A 22,637-nucleotide genomic window follows, 5' to 3' on the forward strand; every position below is an offset into this window, starting at 1 on the left:
CACCCACTGCTCGGACGTCTCGCTCCCGAGGGCCGGATACCGGTAGCTGAAGACTGCACGGCAGTAGTCACGGGTCTGCAGAAGCCCCGGAACGATCAGACTCTCGTACGAGAGGATTCCCACCGCCTCCTGCTCGTGATCGACCAGCCCCTGCGCGAACTGCACGATCCGCTCCCGCACCGGCATCTTGGCCACCAGCACGGCCAGCACCCCACCCGTCCCCAACAGTTCGTCGAACTGCTCGGCCCGGTCCGGCTGAAGCGCCAGCCTCCCTTGCTCGATGGACCCCACCGTGTCCACGTGAATGCTCGCCATCTCGGCGAACTGCTCCTGCGTGACGCGCGCCTGTTTCCTGCAGTGGGCCAGCACCGCTCCGACCGCCTGCCACGAACCGACCTTCTTCGGCTTCCTCGCCACCTGCATGCGTGTCCCTTTCCCCCGTGGGCGCCCGAACCGCTCGTAGTGGACTCGTAGAAGTCAGAACTACGACCTCACTCACTGATCCATCATAGTCACTCACAGTGACACTCGCCTCATGAACCCGGAACCCCAAACCCCCCACACCCGCGAGGCGTTCTACCGCCGGGACCGCAGATCCGTCGGCGTGGCACGCGACTTCACGCGCGCGGCCCTGGCCGACTGGCAGGTCGGCCCGCGCGCGGACGACGTACTGCTCTGCGTGAGCGAACTGACCACCAACGCGGTGCTCCACGGCGTACCCCCGGGCCGTGGCTTCCGCCTCCGGCTGGCCCTGCACCCCGACGGAGTCCTCCGCACCGAGGTCCACGACAGCGGCCCGGGCGAGCTCCGCTACGGAGACATGTCCCCGGAGTCGGAACACGGCCGGGGCCTGCTGCTGGTCACACTGGTCGCGGACAAGTGGGGTGTGGAAGAGCGCGGCCCCGGCAAGATCGTGTGGTGTGAATTCGGAGCGCGGGGGTGATCTACAACTCCGCGAGTCGACGGGCTGCCACAGTCCTCGTCGGAACCGGGAGAGAGTGCCCACGACAACGCCGTGACCTCGTCCTCGCGGCCGGTGAATGCCGCTGGCGGCGCCGGCAGGGTGGACAACGCGGAGGGTGAGGGGGCGACACGCCCCAGGGAACCCCACTCCACGAGGACGCCATGGTGCGGCAGACCAGGCTGGACGGGGAGTCCGGGGAATATCTCGCTGCCAAGGAGAAGCTGCGGCTGGCCGAGATCGACCTGATGCGGCGCCGGGAGGAGGTCGCGGCGCTGCGGCGGGCGCTCCCGCCGGGGCCGGCCGTCGACGACTATGTCTTCCTCGAAGGGCCCTCCGACCTGGACGCCGGTGACACCCCGGTGCGCGAGGTCGCGTTGAGCGAGCTGTTCTCCGGGCCCGAACGGTCGCTGGTCGTCTACCACTTCATGTACGGCAAGCTCCAGACCAGTGCCTGCCCGATGTGCACGATGTGGATCGACGGCTTCAACGGCATCGCCCACCACGTCGCCCGGAACGCCGACCTCGTCATCGCCGCAGCCGCCGAATCGCCCACCCTCCGGCAGTACGGCCGCGACCGCGGCTGGCACCGGTTGCGGCTGCTCAGCTGCGGTGCCAGCACGTTCAAGTACGACCTGGGGAGCGAGGACGAGGACGGCGCGCAGGACTCCACGGTCTCCGTCTTCACCCGCGACGGCGACGGCACGGTCCGGCTCACCTGCTCCGCCCATCCGCGCATGGCCGACGACATCCGGGAGCGCGGCATCGACCTGCTGACGCCCGTCTGGCACCTGCTCGATCTGACCCCACAGGGGCGGGGGGACTGGTACCCGGCCATCGACTACCAGTAGGCCCCGGGTGCCCGGGCTCGGGCCGGGCAGCCCGCGAACCCGGCCCGCGCCTGCTTGGGCAAGCGCGGTGTAGTAGGACGTTTCAGCCGTCTCGGCCCTGCCATGTGGTGATGCAGGCTTCGTTCCCCTCCAGGTCGGCAAGCACCCAGAAGGCCGGGGCACGGGTCGCGGACACGAGTCGGCCGCCGGCCGCCAGTGCGGTCTCGAGCCGCCGGGACGCCTCGTCATGCGGAACACAGATGTCGAAGTGGATGCGGTTGCGCTGTGGGCGTGCCCGGTCCATCTGCTGGAACCAGATGGCCGGGCCCTGCCCGACCGGGTCGACGAGCGGATCCTCCGGTCCCTCGGCACCCGCCTCGCCCGCATAGCCCAGCACTGCCTTCCAGAACGGCCGGATCCCGGCGATGTTCAGTGCATCGATCGCGATCTCCACAAGCTGGACGGACCGGGGTGCCCCCGTTCCGATGTCGGGCTGCGTCAGCAGCCCGGACCTGTCCGCGGCGGCAGAGATCCGGCGCGCGAGTTCGACATCCCTGGTGGTGACCGTTGCGCGGTCCGACGTCTGCAAGGTGAGGACGACCCGATCGGGGCGGACATCGACCCGAAGGTGCCGGTCGGCGTCGTCACCACAGACCGCGACAGCGTCCGCCGCCAGGCCGACCGCCTGAGCCAGCGACGCGACCGGGACCGACGTTCGAAAAGTACCCAGCAAGAAGCGCCACCCGTAGTCCTGCACCGCCTCGGACGCTTCCTGCCGATTCAATTTCTGCTCCATGGCCGCATCCTTGCAATCCCGCTGCCGGTCCCGCCTGCGGCACTTCTGAGAAAGGCTCGGGGGTACGGCACCCCCGGACGCCCGGACATGGCCGAGCGCCGCCCTCGGGGGAGTGGAGGGCGGCGCTCAGCGGGCGTGGTCGGGGCCGGCGGTCCGGCGCCGCGGGCTCACGCGTTCTTGATCGCCGAGATGTCGAAGTTCAGCTTGATCTTGTCGGAGACGAGGACGCCGCCGGTCTCCAGCGCCGCGTTCCAGGTGACGCCCCAGTCGGAGCGCTTGATCTCGGCCTTGCCCTCGAAGCCGACACGCTCGTTGCCGAACGGGTCCTTGGCGGCGCCGTTGAACTCCAGGTCGATGGTGACCGGCCGGGTGACGCCGAGGATCGTGAGGTCGCCGGTGATGCGGTAGTCCTCGCCGCCGAGGGCCTCCGCCTCGGTGGAGCGGAAGGTCATCGTCGGGAACTCGTCGATCTTGAAGAAGTCGGCCGACTTCAGGTGACCGTCGCGGTCGGGGCTGCCGGTGGTGATGCTGTCCATCTTGATGTCGAGGGAGGCCGTGGACTTGGACGGGTCCGTGCCGTCCAGGTGCAGCGTGCCCTCGAACTCCTGGAAGCTGCCCTTGACGTTGGTGACCATCGCGTGGCGGGCCACGAAGCCGAGGGTGCTGTGCGCCGGGTCGATCGTGTAATCGCCGGTCAGCGCGGCCGTGTCGGCGCTCGTGCCGGCGGCGGTGGTCTCGTCGTTCTTGCGGCCGAAGATGCCCATGAGGTGCTCCTTGAGGGGACGGGTCGCGACTTCGAAGCGGTTGTCTGAGGAAGGCGCGGGCTTGATGTTTAACGTTCAACGAACTCAACGAAAGACACCGTAGACCCATTCCCTTCAACGTTCAACATCATCGACCCGTGTGTCGCGGTCATTACTCACCGTAACGTCGCGTGGCTCGTTGTCGCGACGGGACCCGCTGGGGGAGCGCTAGGCTCTGTGTGGGTGAACCGCCGTCCGGAGGTCAGTGTTACTCCGCGGGTGGTATGGACCGCCGGTGAATGTGAGGCGCATCTCAGCTCCGCGTTTGTGGCACCCCTACAACGGCGAAGCCCCCTGAGCAGTCGGAACGGCTGCATGCGGTTCTGGTTCTGTTCAGTGGTTCCAGGAAAACGCGTCGGAGACTGTACGGAGTCGACGTCTCGCATTCCTTGGTGTCCTTCGTAAGGTCACTACATGACCGTTTTGGAAGAGACGACGGGCGAGCCCACCGGTGAACCGACGGACGCGCGCGGGCGGGTCGCCGAGCTGCACGAGATCCGTGCGGCCGCGGTGGCGGGCCCCAGCGAGAAGGCGACCGAGGCGCAGCGCGCCAAGGGCAAGCTGACGGCCCGGGAGCGCATCGAGCTGCTCCTGGACCCGGGTTCCTTCCAGGAGGTCGAGCAGCTGCGCCGGCACCGTGCGGTCGGCTTCGGCCTGGAGGCCAAGAAGCCGTACACCGACGGTGTCATCACCGGCTGGGGCACGGTCGAGGGCCGTACGGTCTTCGTCTACGCCCATGACTTCCGGATCTTCGGCGGCGCGCTGGGCGAGGCCCACGCCACCAAGATCCACAAGATCATGGACATGGCCATCGCGGCCGGCGCCCCGCTGGTCTCGCTGAACGACGGCGCCGGCGCCCGTATCCAGGAGGGCGTCTCCGCCCTGGCCGGCTACGGCGGCATCTTCCAGCGCAACACCAAGGCCTCCGGCGTCATCCCGCAGATCAGCGTGATGCTCGGACCGTGCGCGGGCGGCGCGGCCTACTCGCCCGCCCTCACCGACTTCGTCTTCATGGTCCGCGAGACCTCGCAGATGTTCATCACCGGCCCGGACGTCGTCAAGGCGGTCACCGGCGAGGAGATCACCCAGAACGGGCTCGGCGGCGCCGACGTCCACGCGGAGACCTCCGGCGTCTGCCACTTCGCGTACGACGACGAGGAGACCTGCATCGCGGAGGTCCGCTACCTCCTCTCGCTCCTCCCGCAGAACAACCGTGAGAACCCGCCGCGCGTCGAGTCCACGGACCCCGTCGACCGCCGCAGCGACGCCCTCCTCGACCTCGTCCCGGCCGACGGCAACCGGCCGTACGACATGGCCAAGGTCATCGAGGAGATCGTCGACGACGGCGAGTACCTGGAGGTCCACGAGCGCTGGGCGCGGAACATCATCTGCGCGCTGGCCCGGATCGACGGCCAGGTGGTCGGCATCATCGCCAACCAACCGCAGGTCCTCGCGGGCGTCCTGGACATCGAGGCGAGTGAAAAAGCTGCGCGCTTTGTTCAGATGTGTGACGCTTTCAATGTTCCGATCGTCACCTTCCTGGACGTACCGGGCTTCCTCCCCGGTGTGGACCAGGAGCACGGCGGGATCATCCGCCACGGCGCGAAGCTCCTCTACGCCTACTGCAACGCGACCGTGCCCCGGATCTCCCTGATCCTGCGCAAGGCGTACGGAGGTGCCTACATCGTCATGGACTCCCAGTCGATCGGTGCCGACCTGACGTACGCCTGGCCGACGAACGAGATCGCGGTCATGGGCGCCGAGGGTGCGGCCAACGTGATCTTCCGCCGGCAGATCGCCTCCGCCGAGGACCCCGAGGCCATGCGGCAGAAGATGGTCAAGGAGTACAAGGCCGAGCTCATGCACCCCTACTACGCGGCCGAGCGCGGCCTGGTCGACGACGTCATCGACCCGGCCGAGACCCGCGAGGTGCTCGCCAAGTCGCTGGCGATGCTGCACACCAAGCACGCCGACCTGCCGTCCCGTAAGCACGGCAACCCCCCGCAGTAATCCTGCGGAAACCTCTCTCACGGAGACTGACGCCCATGAACGTGCCTGACATCCGCGTCGAGAAGGGCAACGCCGACCCGGAGGAAGTCGCCGCCATAACGGCGGTCCTCCTGGCCCGCGCGGCCGCCCGGCCGACCGCCGACACCGAGCAGACCCGCCGCGGCCGCGCCAAGGCGGGCTGGCGCCGCCTGGACCGCGAGAACGGCTTCCGCGCCCCGCACAGCTGGCACTGAAGCCCCAGCAGTCGGTACGACGACCGTCGGCCCCGCCGCCCGAAAGGGCGGCGGGGCCGACGGCGTGTGCGGCCGTCAGGTCCCTGGCGTCAGCAGGTGCCGCCGCCGTTGTCGCAGGCGGTCTGGGCGACCGCCTGCACCAGGGCCTGTTCCGCCTGCTCCAGCCACCACGGTGTCTCGTTCTGCAGGTCCACTGCCTGGCCGAACGCCTCGTCCATCCAGTTGGGCTCCAGCCCGTCGTCACTGGCGCTGCAGTCCGAGACCCGTTCGTTGTCGCTCTGGGCAGCGCTGCTGAGCGCCTGGGCGAAAGCGCTCGTCGAGTCGTAGAACGACTGCTCCATCCTGCTGAAGGCGTCGTCCACGCGCTGGTCGGTGGGGGCGGGCGCGGGGCTCACGCCCTGGTTCTGCAGCTCCGTCGCCCAGCGCTGGGCGTTGTTGCTGATCCAGTTCTTCATGAACTCCTTGAACGCCTCCTCGCTCGTGGTCGCCAGCCAGCACTGTTCCGCGGTGTAGCCGCCGATCTGCGCACCGCCGGAAGTCCCGGACCCTCCGGGGCAGTTGACCGACCCGGTGCCGCCGAGACCGACGGTGCCGGTGCCGGGGTTCACGACCGTGCCGGTGCCGGTGCCCGGCTGGCAGACGACGGCGTCGGCGACGGAGCTGATCTGCGTCTGGGCGGCGCGGTGGCCGGCGAGCTCGGGCAGGGCGCCGGAAGCCCTGAGGCCGAAGCCGGTGCCGACGATCGCGGTGGCGGTGAGAAGGGCGGCGGTGACGCGCAGGGAGGGGCGCCTGGACAGGAAGGACGGGCGCCGGGACAGGAAGTCGAACACGGTTTCTCCTTGGGGTGTCAGTACCAGTGGTGGGTCTGCCAGAAGGCCCAGGCGGCGCAGGCGCTGCCGTAGCGGGCGGTGACGTAGGAGCGCATCCAGCGCAGCTGGGTGGTGGGATCCGTGCGCCAGTCACCGCCGTAGCGGGCCATCTTCGAACCGGGCACGGCCTGCGCGAGGCCGTAGGCGCCGGACGTGGGATTGGCGGCGGTGGTACGCCAGCCGGACTCGCGGGTGATGATCTCGGCGGCGCAGCCGTACTGGCCGCCGAAGACGGCGGCCGCGGCGCGGCGGGCGGAGCCGCCCGTGGGTGCCGTGGCGGTGGCCGGTCTCGCGGTGGTGCGGGCGGCCGGCGTGCCGGCCGGGGCGTGGACGCGGACGTACGCATCGACGGCGGCCGCGGCCGGCAGGGGCGCGTACCGGACCCGGGTGCCGGTGTGCGCGGCCTCGATGACCCGGCCGTCGCCCGCGTACAGCTGGACGTGGCCGAAGGAGGAGGTGAAGACCAGGTCTCCGGGCCGGAGCCGGGCGCGGCTCGTGCGGGAGCCGGTGCGGGCCTGGGCGGCGGCCGTGCGCGGCAGCCGGACACCGGCCTCCGCCCAGGCGGCCTGGACCAGCCCCGAGCAGTCGTAACCGCCGGCCCCGGTGCCGCCCCAGCGGTACGGGACGCCGAGCCGGCCGCGGGCGAACGCCACTGCGAGGCTGCCTGCCGGGGCCGGGGCCGGGGCCGGGGCCGGGGCCGGGGCCGGGTTGGTGTGCGGCTTCGGGCGGTGGCTGCTGTCGGCTCCCGCCGCGGGGAGCGTCAGGCGGTCGCCGGCCCGGATCAGGGTGGAGGTGCCCAGATGGTTGGCCCGCTGCAGGGCGGCGACCGTGGTGCCGTACCGGTGGGCCACGCCCCAGAGGGTGTCTCCGGGGCGCAACAGGACGGTGCGGGCGGTGCGTCGGGTGGGGGAGTGCCGTTGCGCGGGAGGACGTGGTGCATGTCCGGCGGCGCCATGGGCGGCGGTCGGCGCGTGCGTGACGTGTGTGCTCCGCGTGGCGGTGCCGTACGCGGTGGTGGAGGCGCCGGTCAGGGAGAGGACGAGGGCCAGCAGGACGGCGAGGACGGGGACGCGGGTCACACGGGCGGTGGTCATGACGGGGCTCCCGGAGGGCGGGGGGAAGGGGGCGATGACTCCACTTGACGGCTCGCCGAATTGACGCACCAGCAGTTTTTGTTGACCGATTGGCGGCGAACGGGACCCGGCCCGGCTGCCCGTGTTCAAAGTCAACTGGTCAACAAACAAAGCTGGTTGAGCGGCGAGCTCATGCGTGGACTGGAGGCAGGAAACCGAGACGAAGAGAGGCCCTCATGCAGAGCTCGCATCTGCCGCCCGCCTTCCGCAGGGCCGTCACGTACGGCGCCGGAGCCCTGGCGGCGGTCCTGACCGGAGCGGCGCTCTACGCGCTGCCGGAACCCGCAGGCGCCCCGCAGGCGGCCCGGATCGCCGACACGGCCGCCTCAGCGATCCCGTCCGCCGACTCGCCGACACCGTCCGCCGGCCCCGCAAGCCCGTCCGCCGGTTCCGCCTCCGGCTCAGGCTCCGGCTCCGGCACGGTCTCGGCGGCCTGCGGCGCATCGTCGGCGCCGACGGCGGGGACACCCTCGGCCAGCCCTCTGACCAGCCCGGACATCGAACCGGCCACACCCTCCGACGCCGCCTCCACCACGCCCTCCGCCTCTGCCCCCGCCTCCGCAACCCCCTCAGTCCCCCCGTCCGTTACGCCCGCGGCCGCCCCCTCCTTCCGCGGCGTCTACGCCTTCAGCGGCGGCAACACCTCCGACCTCGCCACCGACCCGGACGTGGCCGGGCGGTCGCTGGTCTACTACTGGGCCCGACTGGAGCCGCAGCAGGGCCAGTACTGCTGGAACCTCATCGACCAGGACATGAAGCCCTGGGTGGCCGCGGGCAAGAAGGTCGTCCTGCGGGTCTCCGCGGCCGGCTGGGCGAAGTGGGACACCGCCGCGGACTCCGCGCACGGCACGCCTGCCTGGGTCTACGCCCAGGGCGTGAAGTCGGTGACCGAGCAGGACGGCGCGGTCATGCCGGAGTACTGGAACCAGACCTTCGAGAGCGACCTGGACACGTTTCTGGCCGCCTTCGCCGCCCGCTACGACGGCAACGCCGCCGTCTCCGCCGTGGACATCTCCATCGGCGTCGGCGGGGAGAGCAAGGCGGACAGCGAGAAGAACCCGGACCTGCTCCCGCTGTGGCAGTCCATCGGCTACACCGACGAACTGTGGTGGGGGTATGCCCAGCACACCATCGCCACCTACACGAACGTCTTCCACCGCACCCCGCTGGCCCTGATGCCGGACAGGACGTTCATCGGGGGCACCGACGGATACGACGAGAGCAGGATCGTCGACTACGCGGTGGCCAAGGGCATCTGGCTCCAGGACAACGGCGTCGTCCCGGGCCGCACCCTGTCCGCGCCGTGGGGCCGGACCCCCGTCATCGCCGAGATGCGCGGCGCCACCGGCGACACCGGCGACGACCTGGCCGACGACCTGCGGGCCGCCGTGGCCGAACACCCCGTCCTCATCCTCGTGTTCACCAGCGACATCACCGACGCCAACCGCGCCGTCCTGCATCAGGTCGCCGCGACCGCCGGTACCGGCGGCTGACCGCTCGTCATGGCCGGATCACGACGGCTACGACACCGGTCGAGCACTAATATGACCGGGCGGTGGTACCCGTGGGGCTGAGGGGCGGAGCGATGGGCAGACGGGAAGCTCCGGTTCCGGACGGTCCCCTGAAGGACTTCGCCGAGGGACTGCGGGAGCTGCGGGCGCAGGCGCCCGGCTCGCCCACCTACCGGGAACTGGCTGCCCGCGCCCGTTACTCGTCCTCCGCCCTGTCGGACGCCGCGTCCGGACGCAGGCTGCCCTCGTGGGAGGTCACCGCGGCGTTCGTGACCGCCTGCGGCGGTGACGTGCGGCGCTGGCAGGAGCGCTGGCGGGAACTGGATGTGCGGCTGCGCCGCCACGACCCGGCGCTCCTGACGGGCGCCGCAGCGACGGGCGCCGCAGCGACGGGCGCCGCAGCGACGGACACCGGGACGGCGGACACCGGGACGGCGGACACCGGCACGGCGGACACCGGCACGGCGGACCCCGAGGGAGCCCGACCGGAGGACTTGGCACCACTCCCCGCGTCTGATCCGCCCATGGCCCCCCTCTCCCCCTCCGACCCGGTGAAGGCCGGTCCGTACCGGCTGCTGGGGCGGCTGGGGGCCGGTTCGATGGGGGTGGTGTATCTGGCGGTGTCCCGGGCCGGGCGGCCGGTCGCCGTGAAGGTGGTGCGGGCGGACCTCGCCGAGGACCCGCACTTTCGGGAGCGGTTCGCCGCGGAGGTGGCGGCGGCGCGCCGGGTGTCGGGACCGTACACCGCTGCCGTGCTGGAGGCCGACACCGCGGCCGAACGGCCCTGGCTGGCCACCGAGTACCTGCCCGGCCCGACCGTGGCGGAGGCCGTGGAGTCCGCGGGCCCCCTGCCCGCCGCGGTCGTGCTGGGCCTGGCCGCAGGCATCGCCGAGGCCCTGGCCGCCATCCACGGCGCAGGCGTACTGCACCGCGACCTGACACCCGGCAACGTCGTCCTGGACGACGACGGCCCCAAGGTCGTCGACTTCGGGGTGGCCCGTGCCGCGGACGCCGCCCGGCTGACCCGGCCCGGGGTCCGCGTGGGCACGGTGCCGTTCATGGCGCCCGAGCAGGCCGACGGGCGGGAGGTCACCGCGGCCTCGGACGTCTTCGCCCTGGGCTGTGTGCTCGCCTACGCGGCCACCGGGGTCCCGCCGTTCGGCGACGGCACCAGCGGTGAGGTGCTGTACCGCATCGCGCACGCCGATCCCGACCCCGCCGCCCTCGACTGCGGGGACGACCGGCTGCGGCAGCTCGTCGGGCGCTGCCTGGACAAGGATCCCGGACGCCGCCCGACGCCCGAGGAGATCATCGCGCGGTGCGGGGCGGACCGTCCGGACGAGCTGGCCTGGCTGCCCACGGCCGCCGCCTCCCGGCTGGCCGCCCGGCGCAAGGAGGTCGACGGCACCCTCGCCAGGGCCGCCACCCGCCGTACCGTGGTCCGCGTCCGGCTCACCGCCGTACCGCTCGTCCTCGCCACGGGCATCGCCGTCGCCGTGGCCCTGACCGTCGGCCGCTCCGGGACCTCCAAGCTCACCCTCACCCCACCGGACACCGGCGCTCCCACGGCTTCGGTCTCGGCCCCGGTGACGGCCGCCGTGAGCCCGTCCGGCACCCCGTCACCCGGCTCCCGGCACTCGGCCACTCCCGGCCGCTCGGCCTCCGGGGCCGCCCCCTCGGGCCAGGGCGCCGCCGCTACCCGGACACCGGCGCCCTCCCCGAGCGCCCCCGGCGGCGCCGGCCAGACCCCGAAGGTCACCTGGACCGGCTACGCGGGCACCGACTGCGCCTCCGCCGACGCGGCGAGAACCAGCTTCAACGCCAAGGACGGAGCGTGGAAGGAGACCACGGGCGGTGCCTATCTCGACGGCTGCGGCGCCGCCCGGTACATCAATCTCTACGACGACCACGACGACGGCTGGAACGCCAACGCCGACTGGGTCTTCACCCCCGGTACCAAGGTCGACGCGTGCAGCTTCCGCATCCACGTGGCGACGGGGACCTGGGCCACCGCGGCCCACTACAAGGTCTACGACGTGGACAGCACCGTCGAGGGCCAGGCCGACTACAGGTACGCCTTCACCGTCGACCAGCACACCTACGACGCGGGCGGCTGGTACACCACCCGCAGCTTCCCCTTCCACACCGGCACCATCGACCTGACCCTGACCAACACGGGCCCCACGGGAGGCCGCGGAGTGGTCGCCGACATGGTGACGGCGAGCTGCTCCTGAAAACACCGAGGGCCCCTTCCGAGAAGGGGCCCCGAAGCGCCCCGTAAGGGGCGCTGGGGGTACCCCCGGCCGAAGGCTGGGGGAGGAACTGCGCGGTCAACCACGGTCCACCCGCGGTCGGCATACGACCCGCCGCGGCAGCCCAGTGGCCGAACCTACCGAAGCCGAGCCATCAGAGCGTGCTCCACGAGAGTGATCAGCGCCGACTTCGCATCGGCACGATGCCTCGCGTCCGTCGTGATGATCGGCGTGTCCGGCCCGATCTGCAGCGCCTCGCGGACCTCTTCCGGGTTGTACGGCTGGTTGCCGTCGAAGCCGTTGAGGGCGATGACGAACGGCAGGCCCGAGTTCTCGAAGTAGTCGACCGCGGGGAAGCAGTCGGCGAGGCGCCGGGTGTCGACCAGGACGATCGCGCCGATGGCGCCGCGTACCAGGTCGTCCCACATGAACCAGAAGCGGTCCTGACCGGGGGTGCCGAACAGGTACAGGATCAGGTCCTGGTCCAGGGTGATGCGGCCGAAGTCCATGGCGACCGTCGTGGTCGTCTTGTCCCCGGTGTGGGTGAGGTCGTCGATGCCGGCAGACGCGGACGTCATCACGGCCTCTGTGCGCAGCGGGTTGATCTCCGAGACGGCGCCGACGAACGTGGTCTTGCCCACGCCGAAGCCGCCCGCCACCACGATCTTCGCGGAGGTGGTGGAGCGGGAAGGACCGCCGCTAGAGCTTGCGAAGTCCACTGAGCACCCTTTCGAGCAGTGTCACGTCTGGCTGGCCACCGGCGTTCTCGTCGCCGCCGGGCTGATGGATGGCGACCAGGCCCGCCTCCGCCAAGTCGGCGACGAGGATCCTGGCCACGCCGAGAGGGATCGACAGCAGGGCCGAGACCTCGGCCACCGACTTGATCTCCCGGCAGAGGTTGCAGATCCGCTGATGCTCGGGCAGCTGGCCCTGCATCTGGTGCGGCTGCGCGGTGGTGTGCACCAGCGCCTCGATGGCGAGCTGGTACCGCGGGCGGGTCCGGCCGCCGGTCATGGCGTACGGACGCACCAGGGGGTTGCTGGACCCCGAGGCCGGCGCCGGCTCGGGGCGGCGCTGCGGCTGCACCGGCTGGATACGCGGCGCCGGCGGCTGGTCGTACGGCGAGGGACCGGGGCCCTGCGGGGCGTACGGCTGCCGGTGGCTCGGCGTGGAGGGGAAGTTGTACCGGTTCCCGGCACCGTCGCCCTGGCCCTGCGCAGGCCCGTACGACCAGTTGCCGTTATTAGAACCGCCTGGGGGTGTTGCCACTTTCTCTCCTCCTCCGACCGTGCCGGGCACCCAACCTTGTGGAGCCGCGTCCCGAAACCTTACGGCCCCGGGACGCGAAAACGCACCGTCTGACTATTAGTTGAGAAGGCTTCCCTGGAGTTCCGCACGCAGATCCGGGGTAAGGACCGTGCCCGCGCGGTCCACCAAAAGGGCCATCTCGTACCCAATCAGGCCGATGTCGGCCTCCGGGTGGGCCAGGACCGCGAGCGAGGAACCATCGGAAATGGACATGATGAACAGGAACCCCCGCTCCATCTCCACAACCGTCTGATTCACGCTGCCGCCCTCGAAGATGCGGGAGGCGCCTGCCGTCAGAGACGTCAGACCGGAGGCGACGGCCGCGAGCTGGTCGGCGCGGTCGCGGGGGAAGCCTTCGGACATCGCCAGAAGGAGTCCGTCGGCGGAGACCACCACCGTGTGGGACACCCCCGGGGTGTTGTCCACGAAGTTGGTGATCAACCAGTTCAGGTTCTGTGCCGCCTGGCTCATCGGGCTCACACTAACGCTCCTGGTTGTAGGTGCTGTCAGGACCGAAGCCCTGGCCGTTCGTTTCACTGCCTGCGCTGCGTCCGCGCTGGACGCCCCGACGCAGGTTGCTCAGCCTGCCCCGGACGTCCTCCGGGGCGCGGGAGACCTGTGGGCCTCCCTGGGGGGTGCTCGCGGCGGCTCCCTCGACCAGGTTGGCCTTGGGCACCCGCCTCGGCAGGCCGGAGGAGGTGACCCCGCCCGCCTTGGGCTTGCGCAGCGCCGAGGCCTGCTGCCAGCGCTCGTCGTTCTGCGAACGCCAGGAGTCGTCGCCGGCCGGCTCGGGAGCCGGGGCAGCCGGTGCCGGAGCCGTCGGTGCCGCGGCCGGAGCCTGCTGCATGGGCCCCACGCCGTTCGGGCCGCCCGTGCCGCCGCCGACGGAGCCCCGGCGGGGCAGCCCGGCGTCGGTCAGCTGGTGGCCGTTGGAGGGGGCCGTTCCCGGACGGTCGAAGCCTACGTGGTTCCGCTCGTCCACGTCACCGGCCTGCACCGATTCCGCTTCCGGAGCGTACTGGGCCGGGTAGCCGTTCGTGTAAGCGTCCTGCTGCGGCCAGTCGTCCTGGTAGGGCTGCTCGCCGAAGGCCGGGAAGGCCTCCGCGGCGGCGGCCTGCGCGGCCGCGGGCTCCTCCTGGGCCTGCTCCGGATATGCGGGTTCCGGGTAGCCGCCGTTGACGGAGAACGCGTCGGGGGAGAACGAGTCGTTCTGCGGCAGGCCGCCGTTCGGCGCGTAGTACTGCTCGTCGTACGTGCCCTGTGGCTGCTCCTGGTACGCCGGCTGCCCGTCGTAGCCCCTGGGCTGCTCCTGGAAGCCCGTACCGTTCGCGTCGTAGCCCTGTCGGCCGCTGTCGAACTCGTCGGTGTACGCCGGGATCTCGGCCGTCTCCTGGGGCGCCTGCGGGGCCTGTGCGGCCTGCGGAGGCTGCGCCTGGGCCTCCAGGGCCGCACGGCGCTCCTCGCGCATCAGCGAGCGGCCCACGGGGTCGAGGTCGCGGATGTCGTCGGGGACCTCGATGTAGCGGCTGTCGTCGAAGCCGAGCTCGGCCGCCGTACGCATCGGCTGGAGCTGCGGCTGGTTGAAGTTCTCGGCCTGGAACTGCTGCTCCGGGATGATCTGCGAGACCGTGAACTCGTCCCGCTCCAGAGGCTGTTCGCCGCCACCGCCGTGCGTGATCGCGTCCGGCAGCATGACCAGCGAGGTGGTGCCGGCCTGCTCGCCGGAGGGGCGCAGCTGGACCCGGATGCCGTGCCGGTCGGAGAGGCGGCCGACCACGAAGAGGCCCATGCGCTGGGATATCGCGGCGTCCACGGTCGGCGGGTTGGCCAGCTTGTGGTTGATGTCCGCGAAGTCCTCGGCGGTGAGGCCGATGCCCTTGTCGTGGATCTCGATCATGATGCGGCCGTCGGGGAGACGGGTCGCGGTGACGCGGACCTTGGTCTGCGGAGAGGAGAACGTGGTGGCGTTCTCCAGGAGCTCGGCGAGCAGGTGCACGAGGTCGGTGACCGCGCGGCCGTGGATCTCGGCCTCCGGGACGCCGGAGAGCTCGATGCGCTCGTACTGCTCCACCTCGGAGGAGGCGGCGCGCAGGACGTCGACCAGCGGGACCGGCTGGTCCCAGCGGCGGCCGGGCTCCTCGCCGGCGAGGACCAGGAGGTTCTCGCCGTTGCGGCGCATGCGGGTCGCGAGGTGGTCCAGCTTGAAGAGGTTCTCCAGCTGGTCCGGGTCGGCCTCGTTGTTCTCCAGGTCGGTGATCAGGGTCAGCTGGCCTTCGATCAGCGACTGGTTGCGGCGCGAGAGGTTGGTGAAGATCGCGTTGATGTTGCCCCGCAGCAGGGCCTGCTCGGCGGCGAGCCGCACGGCCTCGCGGTGGACCTGGTCGAACGCGCGGGCGACTTCGCCGATCTCGTCGGTCGAGGTGATCGGGATCGGTGCCACCCGGGTGTCGACCCGGCCCGGGTCGGTGCGGGAGAGCTGGTCGACCAGCATCGGCAGGCGCTGCTCGGCGATGCCGAAGGCGGCGTTGCGCAGCTGGCGCATCGAGCGGGACATCTGGCGGGCCACCATGCCGGCCAGGATGAACGCGGCGAGCAGCGCGACCATGACCGCGGCGGCGGTGATGAACGCGTCCGTCTTGGCGCTGTCCGCGATGTCGGAGGCCTCGCTCACCGCCTTGTCGGCCATGTCCGACTCGATCGTGCGGTAGGCGCTGTACTTGAGGGTGTTGACCGTCCACCAGTTCTCGGCGGTGACGCCCTGGGTGGCCAGCGCCTGGCGGGTGCTCGGGTCGGTGTCCTGCAGCGTGGCCAGCGCGCTGACCATCGCGTTGTCCTTGGACGGCGGGGCCACGTAGTTCGGGTCCTTGGCCTTCGCCTGCTGGACCAGCGCCGCGCCGTCCGTCTTGATCTTCTTCTCGAGGTCGGTCAGCTTCTGCGCGTCCGCCTCGGTGCCGCCGCCGATGTACTCCTCGACGGCGATGCCCTCGAGGTAGGCGTACGAGGAGAGGGCGACCCGCTGGCTGGCCAGGTTGCCGGCGTCCGGGCCCGGCTTGACCAGCAGGTGCATGCCGATCGACCGCTCCAGCGACAGGGCCGCCTTGGTGAGCGAGATGGCGTAGACGGTACGGCCGTAGGAGGTGATGTTTCCGGTGCCCAGACCGAGCTCGTTGGCGAACTCCATCAGCGGGTGGGCGACCGCGACGTACCCCTCTTCGGTCTTCACCCCGGGGAGCTTGCTGGTGTACGAGGCGGCACGCAGGTTGGTGAGCTGCGGCTCGGCCTCGCGGAACAGCTTCAGGCGGCGCTCCAGACCCGGCTTCTGCGGCATGTTCTGCGCGGCCGCGTCGAAGGCGTCGGCGGCCTTGTCGGTCGCGGCGCGGGCCTGGGTGACGGTCGCCTTGTCCTTGTCGAGGAGCAGCGGTGCCGCGCTGACGTCACGCTCGTTGTAGAGGGCGTCGGCATAGGTCAGGGCCGCACGGACCAGGCGCGCGGTGTTCTCCGCGTCGCGGGCGTCCTGCCAGGTGTCGATGGAGCTCTTCACCTGGAAGCCGCCCATCACCAGGCCGACGGCCACGGGTATGAGCAGGATCGCGTTCAGCCTGGTCGGCACTCGCCAGTTCCGCGGGGAGAAACGGCCGCCGCTCTTCGCGGGTGCGGCCGGTGGTTCCGCGGCTGGCACAGGGGTGGGCGCCGCAGCGCGCGGCGGCGGGGTGAAGTTGCCCCGTGCCGACGGCTCGGGACCGTTCTTGCTTCGCCTCACTCGACCAACAACCTCTCGGCGGCGGGCACCTGTCGTCGTGCCGCAGTCTCTCAGAGCCCGGTGTGTCTCAGACCACTACTCAGTACGTCTTTGACTAATGGGCAGTTCAGGCATTCCAGCACGGGGGCCGGTGCACTTCCAAACAGTCCATCGGGGCAGAGCGCACGGATGTAAGCCCCAGATAAAACGGTCATAAAGAGCGAGCCCCGCCAAAAGGCGGGGCCATTGTGAGCGCAGCGGCACCGCGCGACCGCGACGCGTGGCGATACCACTGCATTCCTCTGCCGAAACGTTATGAACACCGGAGCCGACCGTGTCAAAGGCCACAGTCGGCTCCGGTTTCCTTACGGCAACTGCCGTACATGACGTCGGACTTGGGTACGGCGCCGCGGCTACCGCAGACGCGCCATGAGGGCGTGCTCCACCAGCGTGATCAGCGCGCTCTTCGCATCGGCGCGGTGCCGGGCGTCGGTCGTGATGATCGGCGCGTCCGGTCCGATCTGCAGTGCCTCACGCACCTCTTCGGGTGTGTAGGGCTGGTGTCCGTCGAAGCCGTTGAGGGCTATGACGAACGGCAGACCGCTGTTCTCGAAGTAGTCCACGGCCGGAAAGCAGTCGGCCAGACGCCGGGTGTCCACGAGCACCACCGCGCCGATCGCACCGCGCACCAGGTCGTCCCACATGAACCAGAAGCGGTCCTGACCGGGTGTGCCGAACAGGTACAGGATCAGGTCCTGGTCGAGCGTGATACGGCCGAAGTCCATGGCCACCGTGGTGGTGGTCTTGTCCCCGGTGTGCGTCAGGTCGTCGATGCCCGCCGAGGCGGACGTCATCACGGCCTCCGTACGCAGCGGGTTGATCTCGGAGACCGCTCCCACGAACGTGGTCTTGCCGACGCCGAAGCCGCCCGCCACCACGATCTTCGCGGAGGTGGTGGCCCGACCTCCGTCAGAGCTTGCGAAGTCCACTGAGCACCCTTTCGAGCAGCGTCACGTCAGGTGCGCCGCCGTTGTTCTCGTCGCCGCCCGGCTGGTGGATGGCGACCAGGCCGGCCTCGGCGAGGTCGGCCACCAGGATCCGGGCCACGCCGAGCGGCATGGCGAGCAGCGCCGAGACCTCGGCCACCGACTTCACCTCGCGGCACAGGTGGCAGATGCGCTGGTGCTCCGGGAGCAGCCCCATGAGCGCTGCCGGGTCGGCCGTCGTGCTGATCAGCGCCTCGATGGCGAGCTGGTAGCGCGGCCGGGTCCGGCCGCCGGTCATCGCGTAAGGACGTACCAGCGGCTGGTCGCCCTCGTCCCCGTACGGCTCCGCGTACGGATCATGAGAGGCGGTGGGCGGGGTCATCGTTCCTCCGGGCGGGACAGCAAGTCGGTCGGGCTAGCCGTCGGACGTGGCCGGTGGGGGGATTGTGGCGGCCGGACGGTGATTTGGTGAGGCGGGTTGGATCCGGGCGGTCAGTGGAGCAGACTGCCTTGCAGTTCGGCACGCAGGTCGGGCGTGAGTACGGCGCCCGCGCGGTCGACCAGGAGCGCCATCTCGTAGCCGACGAGACCGATGTCGCACTCCGGGTGAGCCAGCACCGCGAGGGACGAGCCGTCGGAGATGGACATCAGGAAGAGAAAGCCGCGTTCCATCTCGACGACCGTCTGCGCCACGTTGCCGCCCTCGAAGATCCGGGAGGCCCCGGCCGTCAGCGAGGTGAGCCCGGACGCGACGGCCGCCAGCTGGTCGGCCCGGTCGCGTGGGAAGCCTTCGGACATCGCCAGAAGGAGGCCGTCGGCGGACACGACGACGGTGTGGGACACACCTGGGGTGTTGTCCACGAAGTTGGTGATCAACCAGTTGAGGTTCTGTGCCGCCTGGCTCATCGGACTCAACTAACGCTCCTGCTGGTGAGTGGGGCTCGGGAAGGTGCCGGTCTGAGGGCCGGTGCCGGCCTGTCGACCCTGTGCGATACCCCGACGGAGATTGGTCAGCCGGCCGCGAACGTCATCAGGCGAACGCGAGACCTGCGGACCCGCTTGGTGCTGTTGCTGCTGTGCCGTGCCCGGGACGAGGTTCGCCCGGGGGACCCGGCGCGGCAGACCGGAGGTGGTGACACCGCCCGCCGCCGGCTGCCGTACACGCTCCGCCTGCCGGACGAGGTCGTCGTTCGGGGAGGTGCGCCAGGCTGCCTGGGCGGGACGCTGGGGGGCCGCGGCGGCGGGCGCCGGCGGCTGTGCGGGCACCGGCGGGACCGGCGGGACCGGTGCCGAGCCGTTGCTCTGGGGACGCTGCTGTTCCTGCTGGCCGCCGTGGAACCAGTTGGTCTCCAGCGTGTCGTACAGCGGGGTACGACCGTCACCGGGACCGGTGGCCGGCGGCAGCGCCTCCGGCTCCTGGCGGACCGGCGGCGCGGGCGGGCGCTGCGGCGCACCGTAGTCGAGGCCGCGGCCGTTGGTCCCCGGACGCTCGAACTGGCCCGTGCCGTACTGGCCGTTGCCGTTCTGGCCGTTGCCCGGGTAGCCGTTCTGCCGGCCGGGCAGGGAGTGCTGCCCGGTGGAGCCGCCGTCGTAGGACGGCGTGGCGAACTGACCGGTGGAGCCGTTGTCGTAGGCCTGCGGGGCCGCGAACTGCCCGGTGTTCTGGGAGCCGTTCTGCGGCGCGGCCGGCGTGCCGAAGACGTCGGAGCGCACGAACTGGCCGGAGTCCTGCTGACCGTTGACGTTCGGGCGCGGGAACGAGCCGGTGTCGTGCTGGCCGTTGACGTTCGGGCGCGGGAACGAGCCGGTGTCCTGCGGGCCGGTGGTGCCCGGCCGCGGGAAGGACCCCGTGTTCTGAGAGCCGTTCGGCGCGTTGAAGTCCGGGCGCGGGAACTCGCCGGTCGACGGAGCCTGCGGGATCGCCGGCATCTGCGAGGTGGCGCCGAGGTCCTGCCGGTCGTCGATGCGGGGCATCGGTGCGGTGTGGGTGGAGTCCTGCTCGTCGTGGCCGCGCGGGGTGTCCAGCGAGGCACGGGAGAGCGGCGGCTGGGCGTTGTCGTCGCTCCAGCTGGGCCGGCCCGCGGGCGGGTTGGCCCCGGGCAGTTCGGCCCGCGGACCGCCGCGCGGCGGCAGCTGGGGCTGACGGCCCTGGTCGGAGGAGTTCGCGGAGCGCTGCGGCGGGACCGGGGCGCGGTTGCCGAAGGCGTCCTGACCGCCGAGGGAGTCCTGCGGGTTGCCGAACGCGTCCTGGCCGCCGAAGGCACCGGCACCCGTGTTCGGCCGGCCCTGCGAGCCGCGTCCGCCGCCCTGCGCACCGGGACGGCCGCCGTTCGGGCCCGAGCCGGGCAGCGCGGCCCGGGGACCCTGGCCGGCGCCGACCTGGCCGCGCGGACCCGCGCCGGCGCCGAGCAGTCCGCCACCGGAGGGAGCGCCGGAACCGAGGGCACCGCCGCGTCCGCCGGCCGCGGCGGCACCGCCGCCGAGCGCCGGGGCGGGAGCACCCGCGCCGAGCGAACCACCGGCACCGCCCTGGCCGTTGCCGCGACGGGCGGCGGCCGCACCGGCCGCGGCCTGCGCGGCGGCCGGGCCGCCGGACGGAGCCGGGGCACCGGGCTTGCCGGGAGCGGGCTTCTTGCCGCCCTGGGCGACGTCGACCGGGAGCATGACCAGCGCGGTCGTACCACCGGAGTCGGACGGGCGCAGCTGGATGCGGATGCCGTGCCGCTGCGACAGACGACCGACCACGAAGAGGCCCATGCGGCGGGAGACGGAGACGTCCACGGTGGGCGGCGAGGCGAGCCGCTCGTTGATCGCCGCGAGGTCCTCGGGGGAGAGGCCGATACCGGTGTCGTGGATCTCGATCAGGACGCGGCCGTCGGGCAGCGCGTGACCGGTGACCTTGACCTTGGTCTGCGGCGAGGAGAACGAGGTGGCGTTCTCGAGCAGCTCGGCGAGCAGGTGCACGAGGTCGTTGACCACGCGGCCGGCCACTTCGGTGGTCGGCACGGCGGCCAGCTCGATGCGCTCGTACTGCTCCACCTCGGACGCGGCGGCGCGGAGCACGTCGACCAGCGGGACCGGGCGGGTCCAGCGGCGGCCGGGCTCTTCACCGGCGAGAACCAGAAGGTTTTCACCGTTACGGCGCATACGCGTCGCGAGGTGGTCGAGCTTGAAGAGGGAGGACAGCTGGTCCGGGTCGGCCTCGCGGGACTCCAGTTCGGAGATGAGCGAGAGCTGACGCTGGATGAGGCCCTGGGAGCGGCGCGAGAGGTTGGTGAACATCGCGTTGACGTTGCCCCGCAGGAGGGCCTGCTCGGCGGCGAGGCGGACCGCCTCGCGGTGCACGTCGTCGAAGGCCGCGGCCACCTGGCCGATCTCGTCCCGGGAGTGCACACCGACCGACTCCACGGACGTGTCGACGTCCTGCGGGTCGGACTCGGAGAGCTGCTTGACCAGCTCGGGCAGGCGGTCCTGGGCGACCTTGGTGGCGGTCTCCTGGAGGCGGCGCAGCGAGCGGATCATGGAGCGGGCCACGATGAAGGCGCCGACCAGCGACACACCGAGGACGAGCAGGATCAGCGCACCGGAGATGATCGCCGACTGTTCGGAGGAGGCACGCAGCTCGCGGGCCTTCTGCTCCATGTCCTCGAGCAGCGTGTGCTCGATCTTCTTCATCTGGTCGATCTTGGTCGAGCTGTCGTCGACCCAGTCGAGGTACGAGCGCTTGCTGAGCTCGTTCAGACCGTTCTGGGCGCCGAGCGCACGCTTGGCGTAGGTGTCGGCGGCCTCGATCGTCGGGTTGTTGCCGTCGATCGGGCTGAGCAGGTCGGCCGCGTTGCCGGCGTAGATCTTCCGGAAGATCGTCAGCTCGGAGGTCTCGCTCTCCTGGGCGGACTCGCCGTACAGGCGGTCGTTCTCGGAGAGGTCGCCGGAGCTCGTGCCGTTGTCGGGCAGGGCCGCAGCGATGACGGCGCGCTGCACGGACGCGTACTCCTTGGCGGTGGAGAACGCCGCCAGGGCGCGGGTGCGCTGGATCATCTCCGGGTTGCTGGAGGCCTGCGCCATGTCCTGGGAGAGGTCGATCAGCTGGGTGATCAGCCGGTGGTAGGCCTCGACCGTCTGGGTCGAGTTCTCCTTCTGCTGATAGGCGTCCTTGCGGATCTTCGCCAGGTCGTCCAGCTGGCCGGCCAGACCGACGAGGCTGTCGCGGACGCCCTGCAGCTGACCGTTCTTGCTCGCGGTGTCGATTTCCTCGGAGGCGTTGAGGAAGTTCTCGCGGGCGCGGTCGGTCTGGTCCTCGTACCCCTTGACCGCGACGCTCGTCAGCGACCCGCCGTGCGCGAGCGGACCGGCGGTCTTGTCGCGCTCGGTCTGCAGCGCGGTGGCCAGCTCGGTCGCCTGCGTGGTCATGTCCGTCAGCAGCTGCATGTTGTCGAGCTGCTGGATGTCGTCGAGCGAGTCGTTGATGCGCACCGCGCCCAGCGTCGTCGCCGCCACCACGGGGAGCGCGAGCAGCGACACCAGGCGCGTGGAGATACGCCAGTTGCGCAGGGCTATGCGCGAGCCCGGGTTGGACGGACCCTGCGCGGGCTTGACCGTCGGAGTCGGAGCTGCGGTCGGCTGGGGGCCCGAAGACGCCGACACGGCGGGGCGCCCGGAGCGCTCACCGCCGTCACCGCCACCGCCGACCGGGGCCGGGCCCGGGTTCTGGGCGTGCTGGGGCGAGGAACCGCGGTCGGTCCCGCCGTGCGCCTCCGGCTCCGCCGAAGCGCTGCCATCCCTCTTGAAACGTCCCTGCACTAGCGTCGCAACCTCTGGACCAGGCGCCCCTCCGGGAACGGAAGGACACGGTGTCGGCGTTTAACGGAGAGCGCCCTGAATGCGCACCCTGTTGGTCGTGAGTGTGACCGGCGCTGGCTCCCCCTGTCTCGCCGCCACTCGGCGCTGCGTTGCGCCCCCTGCGCGCCGGCTCGATCCTGCGGCGGTCCGTGGAATTCCAGCACAGTGCCGGATCTCCAACAAGGGCCGTGGACCGAGCTGTGACCTCTGTGACAGCGTGTGAGTGACACGTTACGAGATGTGGAAGCCGATCGCGTACATAAAGGGCGTATCCCTGTCAGTCGCCGGTGCGCGGGCCGTGTCCCAGTCGCCATGATCAGGAGCGGAATGACAGGTTCAGTTCGTCAATGTCCGTTTCGTTGCGGTG

Annotated in this window: 19 protein-coding genes; 6 read left to right on the plus strand and 13 right to left on the minus strand. The window is 71.0% G+C overall.

Going from position 1 to position 22,637, the window contains the following annotated elements; translation table 11 throughout:
• Positions 1 to 423: helix-turn-helix domain-containing protein (locus tag ACZ4UV_RS46430; RefSeq protein WP_467847479.1), on the minus strand; the 423-nt coding region annotated here is incomplete at its 3' end.
• A 112-nt stretch (positions 424 to 535) separates the two neighbouring features.
• On the opposite strand from ACZ4UV_RS46430, the gene ACZ4UV_RS46435 reads away from it, so the two are divergent.
• Together ACZ4UV_RS46435 and ACZ4UV_RS46440 are read left to right on the plus strand one after the other, a co-directional pair.
• Complete coding sequence (locus ACZ4UV_RS46435; protein WP_467847485.1) at positions 536 to 943, plus strand: ATP-binding protein; 408 nt, start codon at positions 536 to 538, stop codon at positions 941 to 943.
• Positions 944 to 1,125: 182 nt separating this feature from the next.
• Positions 1,126 to 1,812, plus strand: coding sequence for a DUF899 family protein (locus ACZ4UV_RS46440; RefSeq protein WP_467847488.1), 687 nt, complete (start codon positions 1,126 to 1,128; stop codon positions 1,810 to 1,812).
• A gap of 82 nt (positions 1,813 to 1,894) precedes the next feature.
• On the opposite strand, the gene ACZ4UV_RS46445 is transcribed toward ACZ4UV_RS46440, so the two are convergent.
• Both ACZ4UV_RS46445 and ACZ4UV_RS46450 read right to left on the minus strand, forming a co-directional pair.
• Entirely contained in the window at positions 1,895 to 2,587 is a 693-nt protein-coding gene (locus ACZ4UV_RS46445) for a VOC family protein (RefSeq protein WP_467847492.1), read from the minus strand.
• Positions 2,588 to 2,754: 167 nt separating this feature from the next.
• Positions 2,755 to 3,351, minus strand: coding sequence for a YceI family protein (locus tag ACZ4UV_RS46450; protein ID WP_351497720.1), 597 nt, complete (start codon positions 3,349 to 3,351; stop codon positions 2,755 to 2,757).
• Positions 3,352 to 3,804: 453 nt separating this feature from the next.
• Between ACZ4UV_RS46450 and ACZ4UV_RS46455 the strand changes: the two genes are divergently transcribed.
• Positions 3,805 to 5,400 (plus strand): acyl-CoA carboxylase subunit beta, encoded by a 1,596-nt coding sequence (locus ACZ4UV_RS46455; protein WP_390040734.1) that lies wholly within the window; start codon positions 3,805 to 3,807, stop codon positions 5,398 to 5,400.
• 35 nt (positions 5,401 to 5,435) lie between these two features.
• Entirely contained in the window at positions 5,436 to 5,633 is a 198-nt protein-coding gene (locus tag ACZ4UV_RS46460; protein WP_467847498.1) for an acyl-CoA carboxylase subunit epsilon, read from the plus strand.
• Positions 5,634 to 5,722: 89 nt separating this feature from the next.
• Here ACZ4UV_RS46460 and ACZ4UV_RS46465 read toward each other — a convergent pair whose 3' ends face one another.
• Together ACZ4UV_RS46465 and ACZ4UV_RS46470 are read right to left on the minus strand one after the other, a co-directional pair.
• Positions 5,723 to 6,463, minus strand: a complete 741-nt coding sequence (locus ACZ4UV_RS46465) for a hypothetical protein (RefSeq protein WP_467847504.1) — start codon at positions 6,461 to 6,463, stop codon at positions 5,723 to 5,725.
• A 17-nt stretch (positions 6,464 to 6,480) separates the two neighbouring features.
• Complete coding sequence (locus tag ACZ4UV_RS46470; RefSeq protein ID WP_467847507.1) at positions 6,481 to 7,596, minus strand: C40 family peptidase; 1,116 nt, start codon at positions 7,594 to 7,596, stop codon at positions 6,481 to 6,483.
• A 215-nt stretch (positions 7,597 to 7,811) separates the two neighbouring features.
• Between ACZ4UV_RS46470 and ACZ4UV_RS46475 the strand changes: the two genes are divergently transcribed.
• Complete coding sequence (locus ACZ4UV_RS46475) at positions 7,812 to 9,128, plus strand: beta-galactosidase (RefSeq protein WP_451022845.1); 1,317 nt, start codon at positions 7,812 to 7,814, stop codon at positions 9,126 to 9,128.
• A gap of 92 nt (positions 9,129 to 9,220) precedes the next feature.
• Positions 9,221 to 11,380, plus strand: a complete 2,160-nt coding sequence (locus ACZ4UV_RS46480; protein WP_467847510.1) for a serine/threonine-protein kinase — start codon at positions 9,221 to 9,223, stop codon at positions 11,378 to 11,380.
• Between the two features lie 155 nt (positions 11,381 to 11,535).
• Here ACZ4UV_RS46480 and ACZ4UV_RS46485 read toward each other — a convergent pair whose 3' ends face one another.
• From ACZ4UV_RS46485 to ACZ4UV_RS46520, 8 genes are all read right to left on the minus strand, one after another.
• Complete coding sequence (locus tag ACZ4UV_RS46485; protein ID WP_046729246.1) at positions 11,536 to 12,117, minus strand: GTP-binding protein; 582 nt, start codon at positions 12,115 to 12,117, stop codon at positions 11,536 to 11,538.
• A complete protein-coding gene (locus tag ACZ4UV_RS46490) occupies positions 12,098 to 12,667 on the minus strand; it encodes a DUF742 domain-containing protein (protein ID WP_390040744.1) in 570 nt (189 codons plus the stop codon). The genes ACZ4UV_RS46485 and ACZ4UV_RS46490 overlap by 20 nt, the downstream gene beginning before the upstream one ends.
• A 96-nt stretch (positions 12,668 to 12,763) precedes the next feature.
• The gene (locus ACZ4UV_RS46495) at positions 12,764 to 13,177 is read right to left on the minus strand and encodes a roadblock/LC7 domain-containing protein (RefSeq protein WP_004983065.1); all 414 of its coding nucleotides are present in this window, start codon (positions 13,175 to 13,177) and stop codon (positions 12,764 to 12,766) included.
• 10 nt (positions 13,178 to 13,187) lie between these two features.
• Positions 13,188 to 16,466 (minus strand): nitrate- and nitrite sensing domain-containing protein, encoded by a 3,279-nt coding sequence (locus tag ACZ4UV_RS46500; RefSeq protein ID WP_467847516.1) that lies wholly within the window; start codon positions 16,464 to 16,466, stop codon positions 13,188 to 13,190.
• A 392-nt stretch (positions 16,467 to 16,858) separates the two neighbouring features.
• A complete protein-coding gene (locus tag ACZ4UV_RS46505; protein ID WP_046729249.1) occupies positions 16,859 to 17,434 on the minus strand; it encodes a GTP-binding protein in 576 nt (191 codons plus the stop codon).
• A complete protein-coding gene (locus ACZ4UV_RS46510; RefSeq protein ID WP_019058642.1) occupies positions 17,415 to 17,813 on the minus strand; it encodes a DUF742 domain-containing protein in 399 nt (132 codons plus the stop codon). Before ACZ4UV_RS46510 ends, ACZ4UV_RS46505 begins: the two co-directional genes overlap by 20 nt.
• A 110-nt stretch (positions 17,814 to 17,923) precedes the next feature.
• Complete coding sequence (locus ACZ4UV_RS46515; protein WP_030382516.1) at positions 17,924 to 18,337, minus strand: roadblock/LC7 domain-containing protein; 414 nt, start codon at positions 18,335 to 18,337, stop codon at positions 17,924 to 17,926.
• Between the two features lie 9 nt (positions 18,338 to 18,346).
• A complete protein-coding gene (locus ACZ4UV_RS46520) occupies positions 18,347 to 22,231 on the minus strand; it encodes a sensor histidine kinase (protein WP_467847523.1) in 3,885 nt (1,294 codons plus the stop codon).
• Positions 22,232 to 22,637: the final 406 nt, after the last annotated feature.

The organism is Streptomyces sp. NPDC028289, from assembly GCF_055565975.1.

Excerpts from the sequence above, each read along its gene's own strand:
- ACZ4UV_RS46510 (WP_019058642.1), bottom strand. The coding sequence starts at position 17,813 with ATGACCCCGCCCACCGCCTCTCATGATCCGTACGCGGAGCCGTACGGG.
- ACZ4UV_RS46440 (WP_467847488.1), top strand. The coding sequence starts at position 1,126 with ATGGTGCGGCAGACCAGGCTGGACGGGGAGTCCGGGGAATATCTCGCT.
- ACZ4UV_RS46460 (WP_467847498.1), top strand. The coding sequence starts at position 5,436 with ATGAACGTGCCTGACATCCGCGTCGAGAAGGGCAACGCCGACCCGGAG.
- ACZ4UV_RS46495 (WP_004983065.1), bottom strand. The coding sequence starts at position 13,177 with ATGAGCCAGGCGGCACAGAACCTGAACTGGTTGATCACCAACTTCGTG.
- ACZ4UV_RS46470 (WP_467847507.1), bottom strand. The coding sequence starts at position 7,596 with ATGACCACCGCCCGTGTGACCCGCGTCCCCGTCCTCGCCGTCCTGCTG.
- ACZ4UV_RS46475 (WP_451022845.1), top strand. The coding sequence starts at position 7,812 with ATGCAGAGCTCGCATCTGCCGCCCGCCTTCCGCAGGGCCGTCACGTAC.
- ACZ4UV_RS46450 (WP_351497720.1), bottom strand. The coding sequence starts at position 3,351 with ATGGGCATCTTCGGCCGCAAGAACGACGAGACCACCGCCGCCGGCACG.
- ACZ4UV_RS46445 (WP_467847492.1), bottom strand. The coding sequence starts at position 2,587 with ATGGAGCAGAAATTGAATCGGCAGGAAGCGTCCGAGGCGGTGCAGGAC.
- ACZ4UV_RS46515 (WP_030382516.1), bottom strand. The coding sequence starts at position 18,337 with ATGAGCCAGGCGGCACAGAACCTCAACTGGTTGATCACCAACTTCGTG.
- ACZ4UV_RS46455 (WP_390040734.1), top strand. The coding sequence starts at position 3,805 with ATGACCGTTTTGGAAGAGACGACGGGCGAGCCCACCGGTGAACCGACG.
- ACZ4UV_RS46480 (WP_467847510.1), top strand. The coding sequence starts at position 9,221 with ATGGGCAGACGGGAAGCTCCGGTTCCGGACGGTCCCCTGAAGGACTTC.
- ACZ4UV_RS46435 (WP_467847485.1), top strand. The coding sequence starts at position 536 with ATGAACCCGGAACCCCAAACCCCCCACACCCGCGAGGCGTTCTACCGC.